Genomic DNA, 20948 nt, shown 5'->3' on the forward strand with positions numbered 1-20948 from the left:
TATAGTATTCTATTAAAAAGAGGACAAACTTGCCCCGGCCATGTGACTAAATAAAATAGAGAAACTCAGGTGAAAAGAGGTGAGGCGGATCGGAGGGGACAGGTACAGTGACCCGCACAGGCATACTGGCACCTTCCCCATTCCTTTCACGAATGTTACAGGGCACGGTCAGCGGGTCAGGCCCAAATCATTGACTGAGTTGCATAACGCAGTGGGATATATCTAGCTCCAGCACCCAGGAACAGATTTCTAAACCGTTTTGATAATATATTGGGATTTTTGAAAATATAATGAACTTTTGAAGAATTAGTGACCGGATTTGATAATATTCACCCATAAATCCCCCTGCCTCCTTAACAATAAAATCTGATTCAGCCGGTGAAGAAGACAAAATATACGATTTCTCATCCAAAACCAGTGATTACCCAAATGATTTTTCAAATAGCATGATTTAAAACAAAAGCTCTTTTCGCATACTTTGTTGCTTTACATGCAAGAAAATACCGGAAATTGGGTATTTTAGGGTTGTACGTCTGTCTTTGTTTAAGCTTGAGTTCGAAAAGAGTGCGTTGACAAGCTTCATCCCAACTACTGTCCTATGTACGAAAAAAAACAAACTTTTAGAAAACAGCCAGAACAAAAAACCAAGCCAGGATCAATGCTTGGTTTATAAGCAACACCATATGAAATCAAAAAACAACCAGAGGTGGATTTAGTTTATGTACCCGAGCCACCAAACCAGCCGGCCGTGTCTATAAAATCCTGCTCTCCTCCCCATCCTTCAACCTAACCTGAACATTCGAAAAAGACCCGCCGTCAATCGTTTTAGGTAAACGTGATACATCAAGGAGCTCTTCAAGCTTTATGCTCCTCTTCTCATTCGCCCCAAGCGTAATGACATAAGGACCATTCACATTCATCAAGGACTCCATCCTGGCTTCCTCTCCCGGAATGTAGGTATCGATGAACTCCACCTCCACCGTCGTCTCTTCACCACTGTGATTATGTAAATTCAGCTTGCATTCCCCGTTCAGCATTTCCTCTTCAGCCGCCCGTTCGAACACACATGATCCTTCGCCGTCATACGAAACGGCATAAATGCCCTGTGCAAATGTTTCCTGATACAGCCAAATAAGGACATAGGGCAGGAGTACAAAACTGAAAGAGACAATCAACACTCCCCGGACCCGATACTTCTTCAGTCCGATGACCAACAAAATCATCGCAGCGATAAACAAAACAGCCCCCGCGACCCCGAGCGGCACATAACCATTCCACGTCTCAATCGGCAGCCCCATGAACTCCGACCGCGTCATATATTCCTCATTATCCGGAAACGGAAAAAATAAAATCATCGGAATCGCCAGCAGCATGAAAGAAACCATCAGGGCGAACTTATTTTTCACCATCTTCCCCTCTCCTCTCTATTTCTCTATTTTTCTTGAATTCTTGATTACTTTAAACATGACACCCGCTATAATAAAGGCAGCGGCCGCCAGCAGAGGAATCACCACAAACAGGCCGATCAGATCCGTTTTATAATTCCAGGGTATGAAAGCATCCCATAGCGAAGCCGTCATCTTCCACAGAACAATAAAAATGAATATCACAAAAATAAAGTAAATGAATTTTTCCTTGAGAGCTCTCATTTTATTAATCCTTTCGTACGGATAATTTAACGCCTGCCATTAGTTTAGCATAATTTTCCTATTCGCTTTCATCATTTATGAATCGTTGAATCCAATCTTTCAAACCAACCCCCATTTGATATAATCATAGTATCAAAACTCCCGCAGAAAGGAGCACGGCCAACCTATGATCATCCGCCAAACCCAAGACTCCTTCATCATGATCAAACAACATGACCATGCCTTCCTGTCCGGTGAAATCGTAAAGAATTTCAACACAAGTCTCCTGAAATCAGACCAGCATTTTGAAGAAATGACGTATGCCGCGTATCAGCACGACCGCAGCTGGATCGGACTCGATGACACACCGATCTGGAACGACGGGGACGATATCCCTTATACTTTTTCAGACTATCCGTTACTGCCAAAAATGGCCTTCTACAGTATCGGCCTTGACGAAATCGAGAAGGTGAGCCCCTATGCCGCCCTTCTTTGCAGCATGCATTTCCACTCTTTTTTTACAATATCGAAAAAGCCTGACTGCATCGCCTTCATGAACGAGGAAAGCAAACGTCAGGGGAGGCTGAAGAAGCTCTTCCCAAGGCTCGATGAAGATCTGCTTCACCAGCATTTTCTGCTGCTTCAATTCTCAGATGACCTGTCATTGTATATGTGTCTGAATGAACCCGGCGTCACCAAAAAAGAAGAGCACCCATGGTTCAAAGATGGATTCAAAAATACGGAATTGTTCAATGAGGGAGGAGGGCGCCTAGACGGGGAGTGGCTAAACGACAAAGAAATCCGTGTCGGGACATTCCCCTTCAAAACCGATTTTTCGGTCACATTAAAGTTTAAGAACGTCTCAAAAACAGCCATCCAAGAAAAAGGAATCGCCGCTGCCTACGAAACGGCCGAAATGAAGGAAAAGTCCTTTCGTATACTCAAATAAATGCTTCCCTCATGAAAAAGCTCTCCTATTAAACAGGAGAGCTTTTTCAGGATAACGGCGGATTTCATGAAGGGCTTATCAATCCCGCACGCCTTCTTTATTTGTCCTTTTCAACTGAAAATATGAGTAAAATGGGCTCATCCACCGTAAATCCGTCATCTTTGATGTAGTTCACCCCCACATGAGGCTTGATTCCACGCATTTAAACTTACATATTATCAAAACTGGACAGTTTATTATCAAAAATCCAATTATATTATCAAAAACAGAAATATATTATCAAATCAGCCTATACGCTTTAATCAGTATATAAACCAAGCACCTACTTTACCGCAGAACCCCCGTCTCCACTCCCGACAAGCCTGACGATATCCCCAGTAACGCGCTCTCCCCCCTTGACCCGTTTCAACGAAGCCACAATCAGAAAACTCACAATCACCAAAAGCAGCCACGAGCTCACCTTCCCAAGATGGACAAGACTCCAGGCATCAGCCTGGTTCGGGTATTCCCATGCCCCGAAGAACGTGGCGATGTTCTCGGCGACCCAGATGAAAAATCCGATGAGTACGAACGACAGCGCAATCGGCATACGGTATTTCCTGCCGCCGACCTCGTACAGGACCCACGACTTCCAAAACACGATGATGACCAGGGCACACAGCCACCAGCGCATATCCATCCAGAAGTGGTGGGTGAAAAAGTTCAAGTAAATCGCCGCGGCAAGGGCCACAACCGTCCAGAACGGCGGCCACTTCACAAGCTCCACCTTCAGCCGCCTCCACGCCTGGCAGAGATAGCTTGCCACGCTTGCATACATGAATCCGCTATACAATGGCACCCCGAAAATCTTGGAATACCCGTCCTCAGGATAGGCCCACGACCCCATATGTACCTTGAACAGTTCAAGTGCAAGGCCGATCAGGTGAAACAGCGTGATGACCATCAGTTCATCACGTGTCTCAAGCCCCGACCGCAGCATCCCCCACTGCATCACGAGGCAGATGATCAGAAGCCAGTCATACCGCGGCAGGAATGGCAGCGGAATCACCTGCGTCAGTGCAAGCGACGCAAAAATGACGATAGGAAACAAACAGGACAGCGCCTGCTCCCAGCCAAACCGGACGAGTTGTTTGAATGCTCTCATGATTTTTGCCTCCTTGTTTTTTTAAACGGAGGAGCAGCCGTAAGCTTACTCCTCCGTTCCCCCATCTTCCCTGTATTCCAAGAGATCCCCCGGCTGGCAGTCCAGTGCCTTGCAGATCGCTTCCAATGTCGATAACCGGACCGCTTTTGCCTTGCCGTTTTTTAAGATCGACAGATTCGCCATCGTGATCCCGACCCGTTCCGAGAGTTCGGTCACGCTCATTTTCCGTTTCGCAAGCATTACGTCTATATTGATAATAATCGCCATGTCATTCACCTCAGACCGTTAAATCATTTTCTGATTTTATTTCAATGGCATTCTTCAGCAGCTTCTTCAGGACGGCCGCAAATACCGCAATGACCATGCATCCGAAGACGATGACCAGACCGATCAGGATGATGCCCGGCGCGTCATCCTTCTCCGCCATCAAATAGATGAGCGGCATGAACAGCGAATAAAAGGCGCCGATCGTGACCGCGCAGTTTCTGATCACCTTCAACGACCCTACCGATAAATCCGAAAATGCTTCATCCCTGTCGATATATCCGAGAAGCTTGAACGTCTGGTACAACGCCGCGAAAAACACAACCGCGGTGATATACAACCCGATCAAAAAGGGATATTGTAAATAATCCAGCGTAGGATTCAGTTCTGCGAAAAATCCGGCGATCTCCGGCAGTACAAACAGGCACAAGGCAAGTACCGGGAGTCCCATAAAGAATAAAACGACCTTCAAAAACAGCGTTTCCCGTTTCATAAAAAAACACCTCACTCATTTATCTCATATTGAATCTAACATATTATTTATTGATTTACAATAAATAATTATTGATTACTTTAATCCAATTAGTTTTCAGGTATAATTTCTATAAAACAAAAAAGCATCTCCCTCTGCGGAAATGCTTAATCAATAATTGATTCAATTTTGCGGAACCCTTTTAAGGGCGATAGCCCAATTCAGAGTGAATATCCCTCTCCGTCATCTCCAAGGCATCCTCATACGTCCTGATCCCGGCCGAAGCCCAGAGATGATACAGCCTCTTCAAGTCATTCCTGTTATACACCTGTCCAGCATATTCACTGTAAAAATAAACAAGAAGGACATTCACCACCTCCACCGGAAGCAGGTTCATGCTTTTTATCGATTCGATCGAGATCTTTTCAAGACCCCGCAGATTACTGTTTAAAATGGTTTGCGTCATTTGGAAAGGGTCCGCGCTGTAGATCAAATTCTTTTCTTCTTCGCTTAAATTTTTCAAATTCATTTGAAAACCTCCTTTCCAAAGCTTGTTCCAATTATAATGGTAAAAGAAGGTACTTACAAGGTCAAATATGCTTCTTTTATAAAAACTTAATATACCATCCATTTACCCTTGATTTCTGCTGTATTGAAGCAGGTGGATGGCATTCCTCATCAAGCCCTCAATCTTTCCTCTTCAACCGCAGCCTCAGGCTTATCTTCCTTCGGTTTCTCCAATTTATACAAGAGCACGCCGCCGATCAAAAGGGCGATCCCTGTGAGCTTCTGCCAGGAAAGGGAACTTGCCTCGAAACCGAACCATCCGCCTGTGTTGATGACGAATGCAATCACAATCTGCGAGATGAGTGCGATCGAAATCGCATACGCAGGGCCGATCAGGGTGACGCCCCTCATCAGGAAGAAGACGATCCCGACACCGAACACCCCGCTGAATAAATAAATGGGATTCACATCCCCGAACTCAAACAGGCTCCGCTGCTCCACTCCGTAAAAAACGGGCAGAGAACAGACAAGGCCGAGTCCCAGCACGAGTGTCGTCGTTGCCCACGGTCCCGTTTTTTCACTGACCCGTGCATTGAATACATTTTGCAGGCTGATCAAGATGCCCGCGATCACCGCTAAACCTGCACCAAACATTGCAGCACCTCCTTACTCATAGATGTTTCCTTTTGCCAGGATACTGAGTTTTTTCAAGTCTTTTATTTTAATCGAGCCATTCTCACGCCCGATGATATCGTCCGCAGCCATCTTCTTTAACACCCGGTTCAGATGACGGTAGCTGGTCCCGATCCATTCGGCCAGTTCTGTCAGATTGGCTGTCTTCATCTCTCCGTGAAACACGGTTCCTTCCCCGACTGCGGAAATCGACAAGAGATAGCTCGCCAGCCTCACTTCGACCGGATACAGCATATGCATGCTCGTTGCGTGCATTTCCGTGTAAAACTTATGCGCCATCGTGTCGAAGAGGAACCGGATGACAGCAGGATGCTCCCCTTCGAGCCGAGCCAAATCCTTGAAGGGGAGGGCGAGGAACTCCCCGTCCGTCACGGCTTCGACTGAGTTGATGACCGCGCTTCCCCGTGAATATTCCACATCCCCGATCAATGCCGGGGGACGTTTGAACCGGTTGATGAGCAGCTTCCCTTCCGGTGTGTGGGTGAAGATCTTGATTTTCCCTTTCATCAGGAAATAAAGCTCGTCAAGCTGATCCCCTGTCGAAAACAGGACGTCCCCTTTTTCAAAAGAGTAGACGTGCAGATGCTTCCTGAAACCTGCAGGAAACAATTCCCCGAGTTCCGTTCCTTTTATATAATCGTCGATTTGTACGTTTTGTACTTCTTTCACAATCATTTACTCCTTCTTTTACAATTGGAAAAAGACCACCCCGAGAAGCATCATGATGAGTCCGATTCCCTGCCTTCGCGTCACGGGTACTTTCCGTTCCCCGAACCAGCCCCGCGATTCGATGACGAAGGCCGTCCCGATCTGTGCCACAAGAAGGATGGCTATGGCGGGTGCCGGATCGATCATATGGATCGCCGTCAGTTCGGAAAACACAACGACGACGCCGAACGAACCGCCGATCAAATAAAGGAACGGCACCTGCCTGAAACTTTTCCCTTTTCCATCTCTTACGTTTATATAAATCAGCATGGCGATTGTAAAGGCAGCGAGATGGACGATGGACGTCGTATGCCACCCGCCGATCGCGTCGCTCATCCTTGCATTGAAAATGCCCTGCATGGTGATGCACAGACCCCCAAGCAGCGCAAAAAGTGCACCTCTCATCTTACATCCTCCTATTCTGAACTATATTAAATAGGAGAATCACATTTCACAAAAGGACATATGTCCTAAGCATACCCATTCCTGCATCATAGTAAAAGGCCCGTCCCTCGCTGCGGTAAAGCATCACCGCGGCGAGGGACGGGCCTTCAAACGTTTTTATATTTTTTTATCCACTTCGGACGTATCCACATTCTCACCGAACCAGTCCGTCAATTTGGCCTTCGCCTTTGCCTTCACTTCGTCATCGATATACATCGCGACCTGCAGCAAAGCGACGCCGAGCGCACCGAGGTCATCCGTAAACCCGACACCGACCGCCATGTCCGGGATCAAATCCGTCGGAAGGATAAAATAGCCGAGGGCACCGATGATCACCATCTTCGCCTTCTTCGGCACATCCGGCTTCTGCAGCACAAAATAAAGAAGAAGCGCGGTATAAACGACCGAGTGACCTGCTTTCAATCCAAACTTTTTTAACTTTCCCCAAAACTTCTCTTCTGAAAAGTGTTTCTCCGTATCGTTCATTTCCCTTCCACCTCCAATATGAAAACACATCTGCTGCTTCCTATTGTAGAAGCTTTGCCGTGATTAGACAAATTTTATAGCATTTGGAGGGGCATCAATTTACCTCCGACCGGGAACGGGGAACTGCCATTAATGTTGATGATCGTGGGTTGCCCCACACATCAGCGAATCCTCATGAGGGTGATCCTCATTTTCCATCTGGATGGTCACGTGACCGATCCCCTTATGCACAAGTTTGTGCTCAATCGTACGCAGAAGCCGCTGGCATTCACCGATCGTCAGCCTCCCGTCGACAACCGCATGACAGGAAAGGGCGTTCTGGCCGCTCGTAATGCTCCAGACGTGAAGGTCATGGATGCGTTCGATCCCTTCCACGCTTTCTACCGTCTTGATGACTTCATCAAGATCCACATTCTTAGGTGTCCCTTCCATCAATACGTGGACTGCATCCTTCGTGACCCTCCAGCCGCTGATCAACACGAGTACGGCCACAATCACGCTCGCAAGCGGATCGGCCCATCCCCAGTCAAAGAACATGATCAGCAGTGCTGCAATGATCGCCCCGACAGACCCGAGCAGATCACCCAGTACGTGAAGGAATGCCGCCCTTAAATTCAGATTCTCTTCTGTATCGCCGCGCATGAGCATCCAGGCAACTACGATGTTGACGATCAAGCCGATGACAGCTATGATCAGCATCCCGGTCGACGCCACTTCCGGCGGTTCCATGAAGCGGTGATATGCCTCATAAAAAATATAAATCGAGATAAGAACAAGCGTCACCCCGTTAAAAACGGCGGCCAGGATTTCAAACCGTTTGTACCCGTATGTCTTGCTGTAATCCGCTACTTTCTCGCCGAGTGTAAAGGCAAGCAGCCCGATCCCGAGCGACACCGAATCGCTCAGCATATGCCCCGCATCGGACAATAGCGCCAGGCTGTTTGTCAGAAACCCGCCGGCGGCTTCCACAACCATATAGCCGGTAATGATGATAAAACTGATCCATAATGCCTTCTTATTCGCTCCATGTGTGTGGTCATGTCCATGATCGTGTCCCATTCCATTTCCTCCTGTCCTTCCTATTCTTCCAACTTACTAAACGTATAGTATCCGTTTCATATATAATATATATGAACATGTAATCATATATACACATTATAAAATCATACCAACCCATTGTCAAACAATACAAAAAAAGGTCCGTCTCTCGCTGCAGTAACGCATCACCGCAGCGAGGGACGGGCCTTCAAGCTTGCATCCTTACCCTATATCAAATAGAATCCCATCTGCCTTTTCGCCATATATTCTACCTTCCCGTCCAGAAGCGCCACCGGCTCCTCCAGATAGATCGGCACCTCCTGCCCCCATTCAGGCACGAACTGACGGATATTGAATTCCATCGCATAGCATGTATTCGCGGTCAGCGGCAGGTCACCCTTTACCGGCACATCCCCCTGCTGATCATAGAGTCCGATGAGCGCCCCCGCTTCGTGGCAGTGCGGACCGACGGGATGACAATAGATCATCGCGTCGATCTGTTCCTTATTTGCAGCCGCCATCGCCGAACGGAATACTTCATTCCCCGTTTTCCCTTCCTTCATGTGGAGGCTCAGGATATCTTCCATCCGAAGGGCCGTGAAGAACGCAGACTGTAGCCCTTCCGGTGCCTCCGTTTCCCCCGGTTTCAGCACATAGGCAAGCTGCTGCGTATCGGTGGCCAGTCCCAGGTAAAGGATCCCGAAATCCAAATGGACGATATCGCCATGGCGGATGATCTCCCCCTCGATCCGGTCCATCTCGGATCCCTTCCGCTGCAAGTCGACAGTCGGGTAAAAAGAAGTCTGGAGCCCGAGATCCAGCACCCGCTGGCGGATCCAGTCCACCACATCCTCCGTCGTCGTGATCCCAGGATGGATGACCCTTGCAGACAATGCCTCCTCCGCAATCCCTCTCGCCAGTTCAGCAATCGCAGGATACGCCATCATTTCCTTACCGCTCCTCACCGACAGCCAGTCGACGATAAGAGGCTGCGCACTCACAAACCGGTCTCTGTATTCACTCAAGACCATCTGCAGATGTTCATAGTGGGTATGACTCAGTCCGTCCCCGGCAGCAAAGGAGTGCGACACATTCAACCCGATTCTTTCCGGTTCGCACATCTCCACCGTGTTCTTCAGGCATTCCCACTGATCCCCTTCCGCCCTGTTCCAGATCCTTTCATAAAAAGGCTCAAAGCTGGGATTCGGGTGGATCGCGCCTCGCTTCAACTGGCCGGCCTCATCCAGCCAGAAGACCAATATCGTCAGTCTCCTCGAGCTGTCGATCGCAGCAGGATACAGCGTCTTCAGGAGCGGATCTTCATGATACTCCCGTCCGGTCACAATCCACATATCAAGCTCATGCTTCTTCATCAAAGCCGGCAAGAGTGTATTCAAGCGGTGGAACAGCCAGCGGTTCCCGACTTCCTCCCTCTTCTTCAGCGGCATAATCAAAGACAGCGATTCATTCTTCATGGTCCATCTCCTCCACGTATCTCTCTTTCTATTATCCTTCGACAAAGTCCGGACATTTCCTTTTAAAAGAAAACTTCCCCATGGTCCGGTCCGTCTAATCGTATGGAGGAAAATAAACCTTTATCCCGAACAAAGACATATGGGGGAATCCAAATGAAAAAGTTCATCAAACCATTTTTAGCGCTGGAATGGATCACGATCTTGGGAGCCTCGTCCGCTTCCTATATCAAGTGGGATTTTCCGCTGGCAGTCTGCATAGGTATTGTAGTACTGGCCGCCTTTCTGACCCTGTTTTTCTCGAAACTGTATGAAATGAAAGAAGAAGATATGCAAGATGGAAAGTAGCGCTTCCTGAAATGGAGGTTGATAAAATGGACATGATCATTGATCTGCTCCTTGGGGTGGGGGTCGTCTTCTTACTATTGATATCGTTTTTGATTTTTACTATTTTGAATAACAAGAAATAAGGCTTTGAAAAAACAATAAAACTACAAGCTTCAGATCCCCAATTTATGTGTAGTCCATTTATGCCGCTCATGATTTCCGTGCAAGACTTCGCTTTCCGCGGGCGGTTGGTGAGCCTCCTCGGCTTCGCCTGCGGGGTCTCACCTAACACGCTTTTCCCGCAGGAGTCTTCGTCTTGCACTCCAATCAACCGCTGGAACAAGCTGGATATTGAGCTCACAGTAAAAAAAAACCAAAAAATCCCAAACCTATTTGACCTTAAAATGCAAATAAGTTTGGGTTTCCCTTAGACTGAGTCATTCTTGTCAACCTCATATCTTTATCTTTTTTCAAAAGCCAATTTTAATCCGAATCCGATGAGGACGGCGCCTGTCGCTCTTTCCATCCAGCTCTGTACGCTCGGCGTCATGAGCCAGCTGCGCAGGTAGTTGATGAAGAAGACGTAGACAAAGAACCAGCCGATCGAAAGCAGGCTGTAGACCACTCCCATCAGCACAAGCTGCCCGGCTGCCTGGGATTGTCCGGTTACAAACTGGGGCAGGAATGTCAGGAAGAAGACGGCCACTTTCGGATTGAATACATTGGTAAACAGCCCTTGCTTGAACGCAGACCGTTTCACCGCAGGCATCGTGTCTTCCATTTCAGCAGCTGTCTCTTTCTTCTTCACAAAAGAACTCACACCAAGATAGATCAGATAGACGGCCCCGACATACTTGACGACTTCAAAGGCAGCCGCCGACTTCATCAGGATGGCGGATAATCCGAACGCGGCCGCAACCGTATGAACTAGGCAGCCAGACGCGATCCCGAGGGCCATCTTGAAGCCATCGCCCTTTCCGTCGGAAATCGTCCGTTTCGTCAGCAGGGCCGTATCGATCCCCGGACTCATCACGACAAACAATGAAAGCAAGAGAAACGTAAGAAAATCATTCATGACATCTCATACCCCCTGATAAAAAAGTACATTTATTTTAACACGGCCGGAACGTTGGTGATAATAAATTTTTAAAAAATTCAAATAAAAAAGCACCTCCCCAGGTGCATGTCACGCACGAAGGGAAAGGTGCTTCTCATCATTTACTTATTTCGCATTCTCATCCGGCTGATGGACCCCGAAAATATTCCCTTCCGGATCGGTGTAATAACCCTGCCAGGCCATGCCGGGAAGCGCATGTTTAGGAAGGGCCACCTTACCGCCGAGCTCAAGGATCTTCTTCTCTGCTGCATCATAATCCTCTACACCCATCGTACAGGAATACCCGTTCAGAGGCTGATTTGCCTCAGGGCGCGGTCCCTGACGTTTCATGATTGCTCCATTGATTCCGGGCACACTCTCATCACCCGTCACCGCCCCGAAATAAGGCATCCCCGCATATTCACTCCAGTCCTCGAACTTCCAGCCGAAGACCTCTCCGTAAAATTCCTTCCCTTTTTCCACATCTTCTACATGAATTTCAAAATGCACCATCCGTCCCATTGTTTCCCCTCCGTCAATCAATAATTTCATAATTCTGATAAATCAGTTTGCCTCTTTATAGTAAACGATTTTGTACATGCTGTACAATGGTAGATTGGAAGCTTTTCCTAGAATGGAATCCCTCCTGACAACCTTGTTGTCTACCTGTAGATAGAGACCAACTTTCATAATCCTGAATCTTTTCACTCCCATCAAACGTATCTATAGTAGCTGTAAAATATACAGAGTGAGGTGTTGACCATGTTTTTCAGGATCTTTCATAAATCTAACTGTTTCACAAAAATCGCGCTATTTACTGTTACTGTACTTCTGCTCCTTGGCGGGGTATCTTTACTCCTGCTTTAGGTGTACAGCCGCTGAATCGGGATTTTCAAGAAATTATGTACTATCAAGGAGGAAAACTGAATATGGTGACTTTACAAAAGATGAACACAGATGAATTCCAGAGATATCTGGATACTGCAGTCGCTGACTATGCGAAGGAAAAAGTCTCGGCGGGAAACTGGGAGGAAGAAGAATCCCTGCAAAAAGCGAAAGATGAATTCAGTAATCTTCTCCCGGATGGCGAGAATTCCGAAAACAACTACTTATTCACGATATTGAACGAAAAAAATGAAGGGGCAGGAATCATATGGCTTGCCAGACAATCCCCTGAGAAAGGCTTTATCTATGATATCCGGATCAAAGATGAGTACCAGGGAAAAGGCTATGGCAAAAAAACCATGCAGGCAATTGAAGAAAAAGCGAAACAACTCGGGATGAACAAAATCGGCCTGCACGTATTCGGACATAACAAGATTGCCCGGGGCTTATATGAAAAGATCGGATACAAGACCACCAACGTGGTGATGGAGAAGGAAATCCTCTGACCCCTGTCTAAAAAAAGAACCTTTGCCTTCCAACCCGGCAAAGGTTCTTTCCGTTTTAACGGTCGAGTCTCACCAGATCCGCATACGTTTCCCGTTCGATCACTACGCGCGACTCCCCGTCTTTCACAAACACAACAGCCGGACGCGGGATCCGGTTATAGTTGTTAGCCATCGAATATCCGTAGGCACCGGTACTAAACACAGCCAGGGTGTCGCCGAAGTTCACCGGCGGAAGCTTCAGATCCCAGATGAGCATGTCACCTGACTCACAGCACTTCCCGGCAATGCTGACAAGCTCCGTGCATTCCTCATTCGGTCGGTTCGCCAGCACCGCATGATATTTCGCCCCGTAAAGAGCCGGACGAAGATTATCGGTCATCCCACCGTCGACAGACACATACGTGCGCACGTCAGGAATGATTTTCTTGGATCCGACCTTATAGAGCGTCGTTCCTGCCTCGGCGACGATGCTGCGTCCCGGCTCCACCCATACTTCCGGCAGCGGATACCCGTTCTCTCCGAAGCTTTCCTTCACGCAGTCCGTGATCGCTTTTACATATTCGGAAATTGGAAGCGGCTTGTCTTCTTCCGTATAACGCACCCCGAAACCGCCCCCGATGTTCAGGACCGGCAGTGTGACGTCGCACTCGAGCCTCACACTTTGAAGGAAATCGGACAGCACGGTGATCGCCTGCTGGAATCCGTCAAGTTCAAATATCTGCGACCCGATATGCGAGTGGATCCCGAGCACATTGTAATGCGGCTTGCAAAGGGCGATCTGCATTGCGCGGTCGGCCTGTCCGGTCGAAATGCCAAAGCCGAACTTCGAATCGTCCTGCCCCGTCATGATGTAGTCATGTGTATGGGCCTCGACTCCCGGCGTCACGCGGAGCAGGATATTCACCTGCTGCTCCCGCTCTTTCGCCAGCTCATGCAGAAGCTCAAGCTCAAGGAAGCTGTCGACCACAAAGCAGCCGATCCCTGCTTCAAGCGCCATCACGAGTTCTTCCTCAGATTTATTGTTGCCGTGAAAATGAATCCGTCCAGCCGGGAATCCCGCTTCGAGAGCCGTATACAGTTCCCCGCCGGACACGACATCCAGCGACAGATTCTCCTCTTCCGCAAGGCGTACCATTTCCTTGCACATAAATGCCTTGCTCGCATACGCCACCTGGAACTCAAGCCCGCTCTCGATGAACGACTCGCGGAACGCGCGTGCATTGCGGCGGATCATGTCCTCATCATAGACCATCAGCGGAGTGCCGTACGCTGCCGTCAGCTCGCCTGTGCTCACCCCTCCGATCTCCAATTGTCCCTGTACATTCGTTGTCATTGCTGTCATCTTGAATCTCCTCCTGAAACCCCTCCGAAAAAAACTACACAAAAAAACCGTATGAAGCGATGCTCATACGGTTTCCTGATCAAAACGAAGAACGTTCTGAAGAATTCTGTATTAACATCTCTTCAATAGTTCTCCACAACGTGACCATTGTGACAGTCTGACACTTGTTCAATGCCAGCCCAACAGGAAACCGATTGGCTGTTTCCCGTTTCGGCGATCTGCCTTTCACTTTCCGTCCCGGGATCCATCATCCTCAGGAAAGCTACTCCTCATTCTCGCGCCTCTATTATCAGAGAGTAAGTTTATTAGTTTGTACAGCAACTATACCACCGGTGCTGAAAAATTGTCAATCTATTTCCCCTATTCGGGCCGCGGGCCGTTTTCTTTTGGGGATCGAGAAGAAAGTTGTCCTTTTTTATAAAAATATTGCCTTCTTACATATAAAGTGTTCCATTTATTATCCTAACCTTATCCTTTTACCGGGCTATACTCTGCCCTACATTGGAATTAGGCCTCTCAGATAGATTATTCTGCCCTACAGAGGGATTTTTGTACCTTTCAAGTACATAATTCTACCCTTCATCGGATTATTGTACCTTATAAAAAAATAATTGTGCACTTCTTGTCGAATTTCCTCTATTCGGAAGCAGAGGGGTATTTTCTTTTATGATTGAGAAGAACGTAATGCCTTTCTATTAAAAATAATGCCTTTTCACTTATTTATTAAGCCCTTCATCATTATAACCGCTTCTTTATTCTGTCAATTTCCTGCCTCATACCGGAATTGTGCCTCTCAAATAACTTATTCTACCCTTCAAATATTATTTGTACCTTTCAAAAACATAATTCTACCCCTCATTTCATCATTGCACCTTATAAAAAAACAATTGCGCCCTGCGAATTTCCTATACTAACGAAAGCTTTCCCATGATTCAATCATCCAGAATGGGGTAAACTATCCTCGTTGCTTATTTTATAAAAGCATCCGCTACAAGGGAGAAGAACCCATAACATCCATTCACGACACCAAACTGCATTTTTTGCAAAATAAACGATCTTCTTCCTTGACTTTTTCACCTGCATATATAATAATGAATATCGAATTAGAATTATTATAAAGTATTAATAATTCTCAATCACATCACTACAATCATTTAGGAGGAATTTACACTATGTCTTTAATCGGAACAGAAGTAAAACCATTCAAAGCAGAAGCATTCAAAGATGGTGAATTCATCACTGTCACTGACGAAAGCCTGAAAGGTCAATGGAGCATTTTCTGCTTCTACCCTGCAGACTTCACATTTGTATGCCCTACAGAACTTGAAGACCTTCAAAATAACTACGAGGCTCTTAAAGCCCTTGGCGTAGAAGTATATTCCGTTTCTACAGATACACATTTCACACACAAAGGCTGGCATGACAGCTCTGAAAAAATCGGTAAAATCAAATACGCGATGATCGGGGATCCATCTCAAACAGTATCCCGCAACTTCGAAGTATTGAACGAAGAAGACGGTCTTGCTGACCGCGGAACATTCATCATCGATCCTGATGGTGTCATCCAAACAGTTGAAATCAATGCTGGCGGCATCGGCCGTGATGCAGATATCCTAATCAGCAAAATCAAGGCGGCACAATACGTGCGCAACAACCCAGGCGAAGTTTGCCCGGCTAAATGGCAGGAAGGTTCTGAAACACTTAAGCCAAGCCTTGACCTAGTTGGTAAATTATAAGGAGTGCAGTAAATCATGCTCGAAGCAGATATTAAAGCACAATTGGAACAGTACCTCCAGATGCTTGAGGGCGACATCGTCCTGAAAGTCTCTGCAGGTGATGATGTCACATCTAAGGACACGGTGGCTCTCGTTGAAGAGATTGCTTCCATGTCCCCCAGGATCACTGTCGAAAAAGCTGATCTTCCAAGAACACCAAGCTTCAGCGTGAATCGTGCCGGAGAGGAGGATACCGGGGTCCATTTCGCCGGTATCCCGCTCGGACATGAGTTCACTTCACTGGTGCTTGCCCTTCTTCAAGTCAGCGGCAGACCCCCGAAAGTTGACCAGAGTGTCATCGATCAGATCAAGAGCATCAAAGGCGAACATCACTTCGAAACGTATGTCAGCTTGAGCTGCCATAACTGCCCTGACGTTGTACAGGCCCTCAACATCATGAGTGTGCTCAACCCGAACATCACTCATACGATGATTGACGGTGCTGCGTACAAGGAAGAGGTAGAATACAAGAACATCATGGCCGTTCCATCCGTCTACCTGAACGCTGAATTCTTCAGCGGCGGACGCACGACCATTGAAGAGATCCTTGCGAAAATCGTTGAAGGCCCTGATGCCAGCGAGCTATCTGACAAGGAACCATACGACGTCCTTGTTGTCGGCGGCGGACCTGCCGGATCCAGTGCAGCGATCTATGCAGCACGTAAAGGAATCCGCACAGGGATCGTAGCTGAACGCTTCGGCGGCCAGGTGCTTGATACGATGAGCATCGAGAACTTCATCAGCGTCAAGCAGACGGAAGGACCGAAGCTTGTCGCAAGCCTTGAAGAACACGTGAAGGACTACGGCATCGATGTCATGAACCTTCAGCGTGCCAAGCGCCTTGAAAAGAAAGACATGATCGAGCTTGAACTTGAAAACGGCGCAGTCCTTAAGAGTAAAAGCCTGATCATCTCGACAGGTGCCCGCTGGAGAAATATCGGCGTCCCTGGCGAACAGGAATTCAAGAACAAAGGTGTGGCCTACTGCCCTCACTGTGACGGTCCATTATTCGAAGGCAAAGACGTAGCGGTCATCGGCGGCGGTAACTCCGGTGTCGAAGCAGCAATCGACCTTGCCGGAATCGTCAACCACGTAACGGTTCTCGAGTTCAACTCGGAACTGAAAGCGGACGACGTCCTGCAAAAACGTCTTCACAGCCTTCCGAACGTGACAGTCATCACGAACGCACAGACTCAGGAGATCACCGGAGCCGACAAGGTGAACGGAATCACTTACACCGATCGTGATACACATGAGGAACACCACATCGAACTGCAAGGTGTCTTCGTCCAGATCGGTCTTGTACCAAATACAGACTGGCTCGACGAAACCATCGAACGTACACGCTTCGGTGAAATCGTCGTTGACAAGCACGGCTCTACAAGTCTTCCAGGCGTATTCGCTGCCGGAGACTGCACAGACAGTGCCTACAACCAGATCATCATCTCAATGGGATCAGGAGCGACCGCTGCACTGGGCGCGTTCGACTACCTTATCCGTAATTGATAGCAAAAGCCGCATCCTGTTTGATTGCAGGATGCGGCTTTTTTGGGTCCGGGCCGTGGTTTTCCGGCTGGGCTCGGTAGTCGCGGGGACAGGTTACCCGACCCATTTTTCAAGCAACTATTTATTCCGCCTTCTATACAAATCCATCGTCTTAAACCCTTCAGCGAGGACCGTCTCCATTTCCTTCAGGCGTTTTTCCTGCGTTTCTATCCGTTTCGCACTGTAAACATAGCGCGCCCAATCCTTTCGATACCCGGGCGTCAACCCTGCATATAAAGCCGCTATCTCTTCATTACCGCCCAAATATGTTTCAATATCTTCAATATGAGCGATATAATCATCCACAGACTGGCTCTTTTTCGCACTCTCAGACTTCTTCGCTTTCTTAGGCGCCGCCTTCATGCCCACAACAGTGAACACATCATTCAGGCTGATCATCCTCGAGAATTTGAGGCTGCTTCCGTGAACATATCCATCTTCATCATAGTGATTTTCATTATAGATGCTGTCCCGCTCTATGTACGCATCGTATTTCGGGTTGTTCTTTTTAGGATAAGCAAAGTACAGATAGCCGTTATCCTTCACCAATCCCTTTTCCACCACTTCCTTCAAACGAGACGCAAACTCTTTTAGATCGAATACAAAAATAAACACGAGATCATATTGGTCTTTTTCAATGCCTGCATCAAAGTCCACCCCGCTGAAGTCATCGATATCCTCCGGAAGGTTGAGAATGAGCTTATCAGGGTATTTGTCAAAATTCAATTTTTCAGTAACCGGTTTGGTTGAGTTCATAACAAGGCTCCTTTTTCTAAAATTCATGCCAGCCCCCTTGGGTCAAGGGACCTGTCCCCGCGGCTCACTCTGGCCGCCTAAGCGAAGACAGGGCTTGCACACCCCTCTATTCCCATTTAAACACCCAGCTCGCAATCATGAACCCGCCGACGAGCCATGCACCCAGGATGAGCGTCTCGGTACCGAGCGCCATGATCGATGTACCGAGGTTCATCGTCTCACGGAGTGCTGAAGCGAGATGGGCAATCGGCAGGATCTTCACGATTGGCTGAATGAAATCCGGCATGTTGTTGATCGGGAAAAACACACCTCCGAGGAACAAAAGCGGAAACGACACAAAACCTGCGATTGGCCCCGCACTTTCAGGATTCTTCGCCATCCCGGCGATGATGAAGCCCAGCGCCATGAACGCAAGCGTCCCGAGCACGATGAAGAAAATCAGCGCCAGCCACGAGCCTGCAACATTGATGTCAAAGATAAGATTCGCGATGAGGACGACAAGCAGTGCCTGTGTCCCGTTCAGAAAAAGGCGCGCCGTGATCTGGGCTGCGATGAACGTTGATGCCTTCAGTCTCGTCCCCTGCATCCGGCGCAGGATCCCGCGCTCGCGCCACGCCGAAATCTGTCCGGCGACACCGTTCATATTGTTGCTCATGATCATCATTGCGACGATCCCAGGAACGAGGAAATCGATATAGCGGATATTCAGCGCCTCGATTCCCACCTTCTCGACTGTCACCAGCGGCTCGTAACCTGCAAGTTCCTTGCTGTACTGATCGATGACCCCGTTCACCACCGTAAGGCCGAGCTCGGCGGTGGTCAGGTTCTTCTCATTATAATAAACAGGTACGGAAAAGGCTCCATCCCGGGCTTCGATGCTGTCCCCGTAGCCTTTCGGGATCTCGATCAGAAGCTGGATATCACCGTTCTCGACGGCTTGCTTCCCTTCTTTTACCGAACTGTACTCGGAGGTTTCAATCCCCTCATTTTCATCAAAAAGAGCAATCAAATCCTTCGATTGTCCGGTATCATCCTTGTCCACGATCCCTGCGGTGAGCGACATCGTATTCCCTCCGCCTACGAACGAACCGAGCGCGAGCATCAGGATGACCGGGAAAAGAAGAGTAAAGAAGAGGACCTGTTTGTTCCGTGCAAAAATCCGCAATTGTGCCAGTGTCAGCTGCCAATAAGCTCTCATGATTCCCGCAGCCTCCTTCCTGTCATATGGATGAAGACATCCTCGAGAGTCGCCTGCCGGGTCTGCAGATCCCTGATTTCAAATCCGTGTGCCGCCGACACTTCAATGAGCGACGTCAGCGCAAGCTGCAAATCATCTGTATACAGCTGTACGAATGTATCCTTGACCGCCGCTTCTTTCACGCCGTCCATTTTCCCGAACCACGCCTGTTCAGGAGGATCATTCAGATAAAACTCGACCGTACTCGACGACTGGAGCGTCTTCACCAGATTTGAAGGCGTATCGAGCGCAATCAGCTCCCCCTGATCCATGATGCCGATCCGGTCGCAGAGCACATGGGCTTCATCCATATAATGCGTCGACAGAAGCACCGTCTTCCCGCGCTCCTTCAAGCGAAGCACGATATCCCACAGCGTCCGCCGCGCCTGTGGATCCAGTCCGGTCGTCGGCTCATCAAGGAACACAATCGCCGGATCATGTATCAACGCAAGCGCAATCGCCAGCCGCTGCTTTTGACCGCCTGACAACCCCTTGATCCTGTCCCGCCGCTTCTCGGTCAGGAGCATGTCTTCGATCAAACCGTCTATATCCACGTGACTCGGATAAAAACTCGCATACAAATGAAGGATCTCCTCCACCTTCAGCAGCTCGAATAATGAGGTCGATTGGAGCTGGACCCCGATCACTTCCTTCACCTTATTCACTTCTTTCCGGACATCATGACCGGACAGGCTTGCCGTCCCTTCATCCGGCTTCCGGAGGCCGACCAGCATCTCGATCGTCGTCGTCTTCCCGGCCCCGTTCGGACCAAGCAGGCCGAAGATCTCTCCCTTTTCGACTTGGAACACGACCCCGTTCACAGCCGTGAATGTCCCGTACCGCTTGACTAGATTCTTTACATCAACCATTACTTCTTCAGGCATAATGAACCTCCTTTTCTAAAAAACATACCGCCCCGTATTGATTGAGCAGTCTAAGATTGTCTATACACGATGATGATCTGCACGCCAATTCTGCACAGCCTTCTTAATGTCTTTTGGTGATAAATCCTCATCCAGCGTCCGTGCCGCCAGCCCCGGAAACTCTTCATCCGGTGCGAAACGAAGTGCAATCACCTGCTTTACTGACAGACGGCGATCCAGGTCCCTCCCCGTCAAACGGTAGTGACGAAAATTTTCTTCGGTCCTGATGATCCGGTCCTGCAGCTGCAGGGCATATAATCTCAGTTTTGCCATGATCAATAGAAATGTAACCGCCGCAAACAGCACAATGAAACTGAGCAGTGTTTCTTCGGCAACGTTTTTCACAAAAAAGATGATCGACAAAATGAATGTCGCAAGCGACAACAGGGATATCCCGTAGTGATACACCGGATCGATCTTACTGTGATTTTCATAGTTTTGCTGCTTCATATGTACCTCCTGAAACGTGATAGTTTCATTATATACCAGTTGGTGGGCCATTGGAGAAATGTGACAAAAAAAGAACGCGCTGGTTGGGTCGAAATCATGTGGTGAAGCGGCCGTTATAGGTCTTTTTTTTATGGAATATGAGCTGGTCATGAGGATTTCGTGAAAGATTGCTGCATTTAGAGAAGGATTTGGACTTCACAGAATCCTCCTCTTTTAATGATTGTGCCCGCTACTGAATAATTGCGCCACTCCCCGGATAATTGCGCCAGTTTCCATTTTATTGCGCCACTTTGGCGATAAT

The 20948-nt window shown here is 48.2% G+C and carries 24 protein-coding genes and 1 riboswitch; of the genes, 5 read left to right on the forward strand and 19 right to left on the reverse strand.

The window, feature by feature from the left end:
- Positions 1 to 752 precede the first annotated feature (752 nt).
- The gene (locus ACKA06_RS00355) at positions 753 to 1409 is read right to left on the reverse strand and encodes a hypothetical protein (RefSeq protein WP_411158800.1); all 657 of its coding nucleotides are present in this window, start codon (positions 1407 to 1409) and stop codon (positions 753 to 755) included.
- Between the two features lie 15 nt (positions 1410 to 1424).
- The gene (locus ACKA06_RS00360) at positions 1425 to 1649 is read right to left on the reverse strand and encodes a hypothetical protein (RefSeq protein WP_032085725.1); all 225 of its coding nucleotides are present in this window, start codon (positions 1647 to 1649) and stop codon (positions 1425 to 1427) included.
- A gap of 166 nt (positions 1650 to 1815) precedes the next feature.
- Here ACKA06_RS00360 and ACKA06_RS00365 point away from each other — a divergent pair, with 166 nt between their 5' ends.
- Positions 1816 to 2577, forward strand: coding sequence for a DUF3891 family protein (locus ACKA06_RS00365; protein ID WP_032085724.1), 762 nt, complete (start codon positions 1816 to 1818; stop codon positions 2575 to 2577).
- Between the two features lie 322 nt (positions 2578 to 2899).
- On the opposite strand, the gene ACKA06_RS00370 is transcribed toward ACKA06_RS00365, so the two are convergent.
- The 10 genes from ACKA06_RS00370 to ACKA06_RS00415 form a co-directional block, all read right to left on the reverse strand.
- Entirely contained in the window at positions 2900 to 3721 is an 822-nt protein-coding gene (locus ACKA06_RS00370; protein ID WP_411158801.1) for a DUF817 domain-containing protein, read from the reverse strand.
- 45 nt (positions 3722 to 3766) lie between these two features.
- Positions 3767 to 3988 (reverse strand): helix-turn-helix domain-containing protein, encoded by a 222-nt coding sequence (locus tag ACKA06_RS00375; RefSeq protein WP_071616965.1) that lies wholly within the window; start codon positions 3986 to 3988, stop codon positions 3767 to 3769.
- Positions 3989 to 3998: 10 nt separating this feature from the next.
- Positions 3999 to 4478: a DUF2975 domain-containing protein gene (locus ACKA06_RS00380; protein ID WP_032085722.1), complete on the reverse strand. Its 480-nt coding sequence runs from the start codon at positions 4476 to 4478 to the stop codon at positions 3999 to 4001.
- A 181-nt stretch (positions 4479 to 4659) separates the two neighbouring features.
- Positions 4660 to 4986, reverse strand: coding sequence for a DnaD domain protein (locus ACKA06_RS00385; protein WP_032085721.1), 327 nt, complete (start codon positions 4984 to 4986; stop codon positions 4660 to 4662).
- 149 nt (positions 4987 to 5135) lie between these two features.
- Complete coding sequence (locus ACKA06_RS00390) at positions 5136 to 5618, reverse strand: DMT family transporter (protein ID WP_411158802.1); 483 nt, start codon at positions 5616 to 5618, stop codon at positions 5136 to 5138.
- A gap of 12 nt (positions 5619 to 5630) precedes the next feature.
- Positions 5631 to 6326 (reverse strand): Crp/Fnr family transcriptional regulator, encoded by a 696-nt coding sequence (locus ACKA06_RS00395; protein WP_214873133.1) that lies wholly within the window; start codon positions 6324 to 6326, stop codon positions 5631 to 5633.
- Between the two features lie 18 nt (positions 6327 to 6344).
- Positions 6345 to 6770, reverse strand: coding sequence for a DMT family transporter (locus ACKA06_RS00400; protein WP_214873131.1), 426 nt, complete (start codon positions 6768 to 6770; stop codon positions 6345 to 6347).
- Between the two features lie 156 nt (positions 6771 to 6926).
- Positions 6927 to 7295 carry a YkvA family protein gene (locus ACKA06_RS00405; protein ID WP_032085717.1) on the reverse strand — a complete coding sequence of 123 codons (369 nt, stop codon included), beginning with the start codon at positions 7293 to 7295 and terminating at the stop codon, positions 6927 to 6929.
- 129 nt (positions 7296 to 7424) lie between these two features.
- Positions 7425 to 8354 (reverse strand): cation diffusion facilitator family transporter, encoded by a 930-nt coding sequence (locus ACKA06_RS00410; RefSeq protein WP_214873129.1) that lies wholly within the window; start codon positions 8352 to 8354, stop codon positions 7425 to 7427.
- A 206-nt stretch (positions 8355 to 8560) separates the two neighbouring features.
- Complete coding sequence (locus tag ACKA06_RS00415; protein ID WP_214873127.1) at positions 8561 to 9808, reverse strand: M24 family metallopeptidase; 1248 nt, start codon at positions 9806 to 9808, stop codon at positions 8561 to 8563.
- A gap of 153 nt (positions 9809 to 9961) precedes the next feature.
- Here ACKA06_RS00415 and ACKA06_RS00420 point away from each other — a divergent pair, with 153 nt between their 5' ends.
- A complete protein-coding gene (locus ACKA06_RS00420) occupies positions 9962 to 10153 on the forward strand; it encodes a hypothetical protein (RefSeq protein ID WP_411158803.1) in 192 nt (63 codons plus the stop codon).
- Positions 10154 to 10592: 439 nt separating this feature from the next.
- Here the strand turns inward: ACKA06_RS00420 and ACKA06_RS00425 are convergent, their stop codons facing one another.
- Together ACKA06_RS00425 and ACKA06_RS00430 are read right to left on the reverse strand one after the other, a co-directional pair.
- Positions 10593 to 11207: a LysE family translocator gene (locus ACKA06_RS00425; protein WP_411158804.1), complete on the reverse strand. Its 615-nt coding sequence runs from the start codon at positions 11205 to 11207 to the stop codon at positions 10593 to 10595.
- Between the two features lie 147 nt (positions 11208 to 11354).
- Positions 11355 to 11750, reverse strand: a complete 396-nt coding sequence (locus tag ACKA06_RS00430) for a VOC family protein (RefSeq protein ID WP_032085712.1) — start codon at positions 11748 to 11750, stop codon at positions 11355 to 11357.
- Between the two features lie 407 nt (positions 11751 to 12157).
- On the opposite strand from ACKA06_RS00430, the gene ACKA06_RS00435 reads away from it, so the two are divergent.
- Positions 12158 to 12619 carry a GNAT family N-acetyltransferase gene (locus ACKA06_RS00435; protein ID WP_411158805.1) on the forward strand — a complete coding sequence of 154 codons (462 nt, stop codon included), beginning with the start codon at positions 12158 to 12160 and terminating at the stop codon, positions 12617 to 12619.
- Positions 12620 to 12674: 55 nt separating this feature from the next.
- Here the strand turns inward: ACKA06_RS00435 and lysA are convergent, their stop codons facing one another.
- Complete coding sequence (lysA, locus tag ACKA06_RS00440; RefSeq protein WP_411158806.1) at positions 12675 to 13961, reverse strand: diaminopimelate decarboxylase; 1287 nt, start codon at positions 13959 to 13961, stop codon at positions 12675 to 12677.
- 118 nt (positions 13962 to 14079) lie between these two features.
- A riboswitch (Lysine riboswitch) is annotated at positions 14080 to 14255 on the reverse strand.
- Positions 14256 to 15133: 878 nt separating this feature from the next.
- Here lysA and ahpC point away from each other — a divergent pair.
- Entirely contained in the window at positions 15134 to 15697 is a 564-nt protein-coding gene (ahpC, locus tag ACKA06_RS00445) for an alkyl hydroperoxide reductase subunit C (RefSeq protein WP_032085709.1), read from the forward strand.
- Between the two features lie 12 nt (positions 15698 to 15709).
- A complete protein-coding gene (gene ahpF, locus ACKA06_RS00450) occupies positions 15710 to 17242 on the forward strand; it encodes an alkyl hydroperoxide reductase subunit F (RefSeq protein WP_411158951.1) in 1533 nt (510 codons plus the stop codon).
- Between the two features lie 117 nt (positions 17243 to 17359).
- Here ahpF and ACKA06_RS00455 read toward each other — a convergent pair whose 3' ends face one another.
- From ACKA06_RS00455 to ACKA06_RS00470, 4 genes are all read right to left on the reverse strand, one after another.
- Positions 17360 to 18037 carry a YdeI/OmpD-associated family protein gene (locus ACKA06_RS00455; RefSeq protein ID WP_411158807.1) on the reverse strand — a complete coding sequence of 226 codons (678 nt, stop codon included), beginning with the start codon at positions 18035 to 18037 and terminating at the stop codon, positions 17360 to 17362.
- 106 nt (positions 18038 to 18143) lie between these two features.
- On the reverse strand, positions 18144 to 19235 hold the full coding sequence (locus tag ACKA06_RS00460) for an ABC transporter permease (protein WP_411158808.1): 1092 nt from the start codon (positions 19233 to 19235) through the stop codon (positions 18144 to 18146).
- Positions 19232 to 20158, reverse strand: coding sequence for an ABC transporter ATP-binding protein (locus tag ACKA06_RS00465; protein WP_411158809.1), 927 nt, complete (start codon positions 20156 to 20158; stop codon positions 19232 to 19234). The genes ACKA06_RS00460 and ACKA06_RS00465 overlap by 4 nt, the downstream gene beginning before the upstream one ends.
- A gap of 60 nt (positions 20159 to 20218) precedes the next feature.
- Entirely contained in the window at positions 20219 to 20647 is a 429-nt protein-coding gene (locus ACKA06_RS00470) for a DUF6526 family protein (protein WP_411158810.1), read from the reverse strand.
- Between the last annotated feature and the right edge of the window lie 301 nt (positions 20648 to 20948).

It is taken from the genome of Rossellomorea oryzaecorticis (genome assembly GCF_045897515.1).
GTDB classification, from domain to species: Bacteria; Bacillota; Bacilli; order Bacillales; family Bacillaceae_B; genus Rossellomorea; species Rossellomorea enclensis.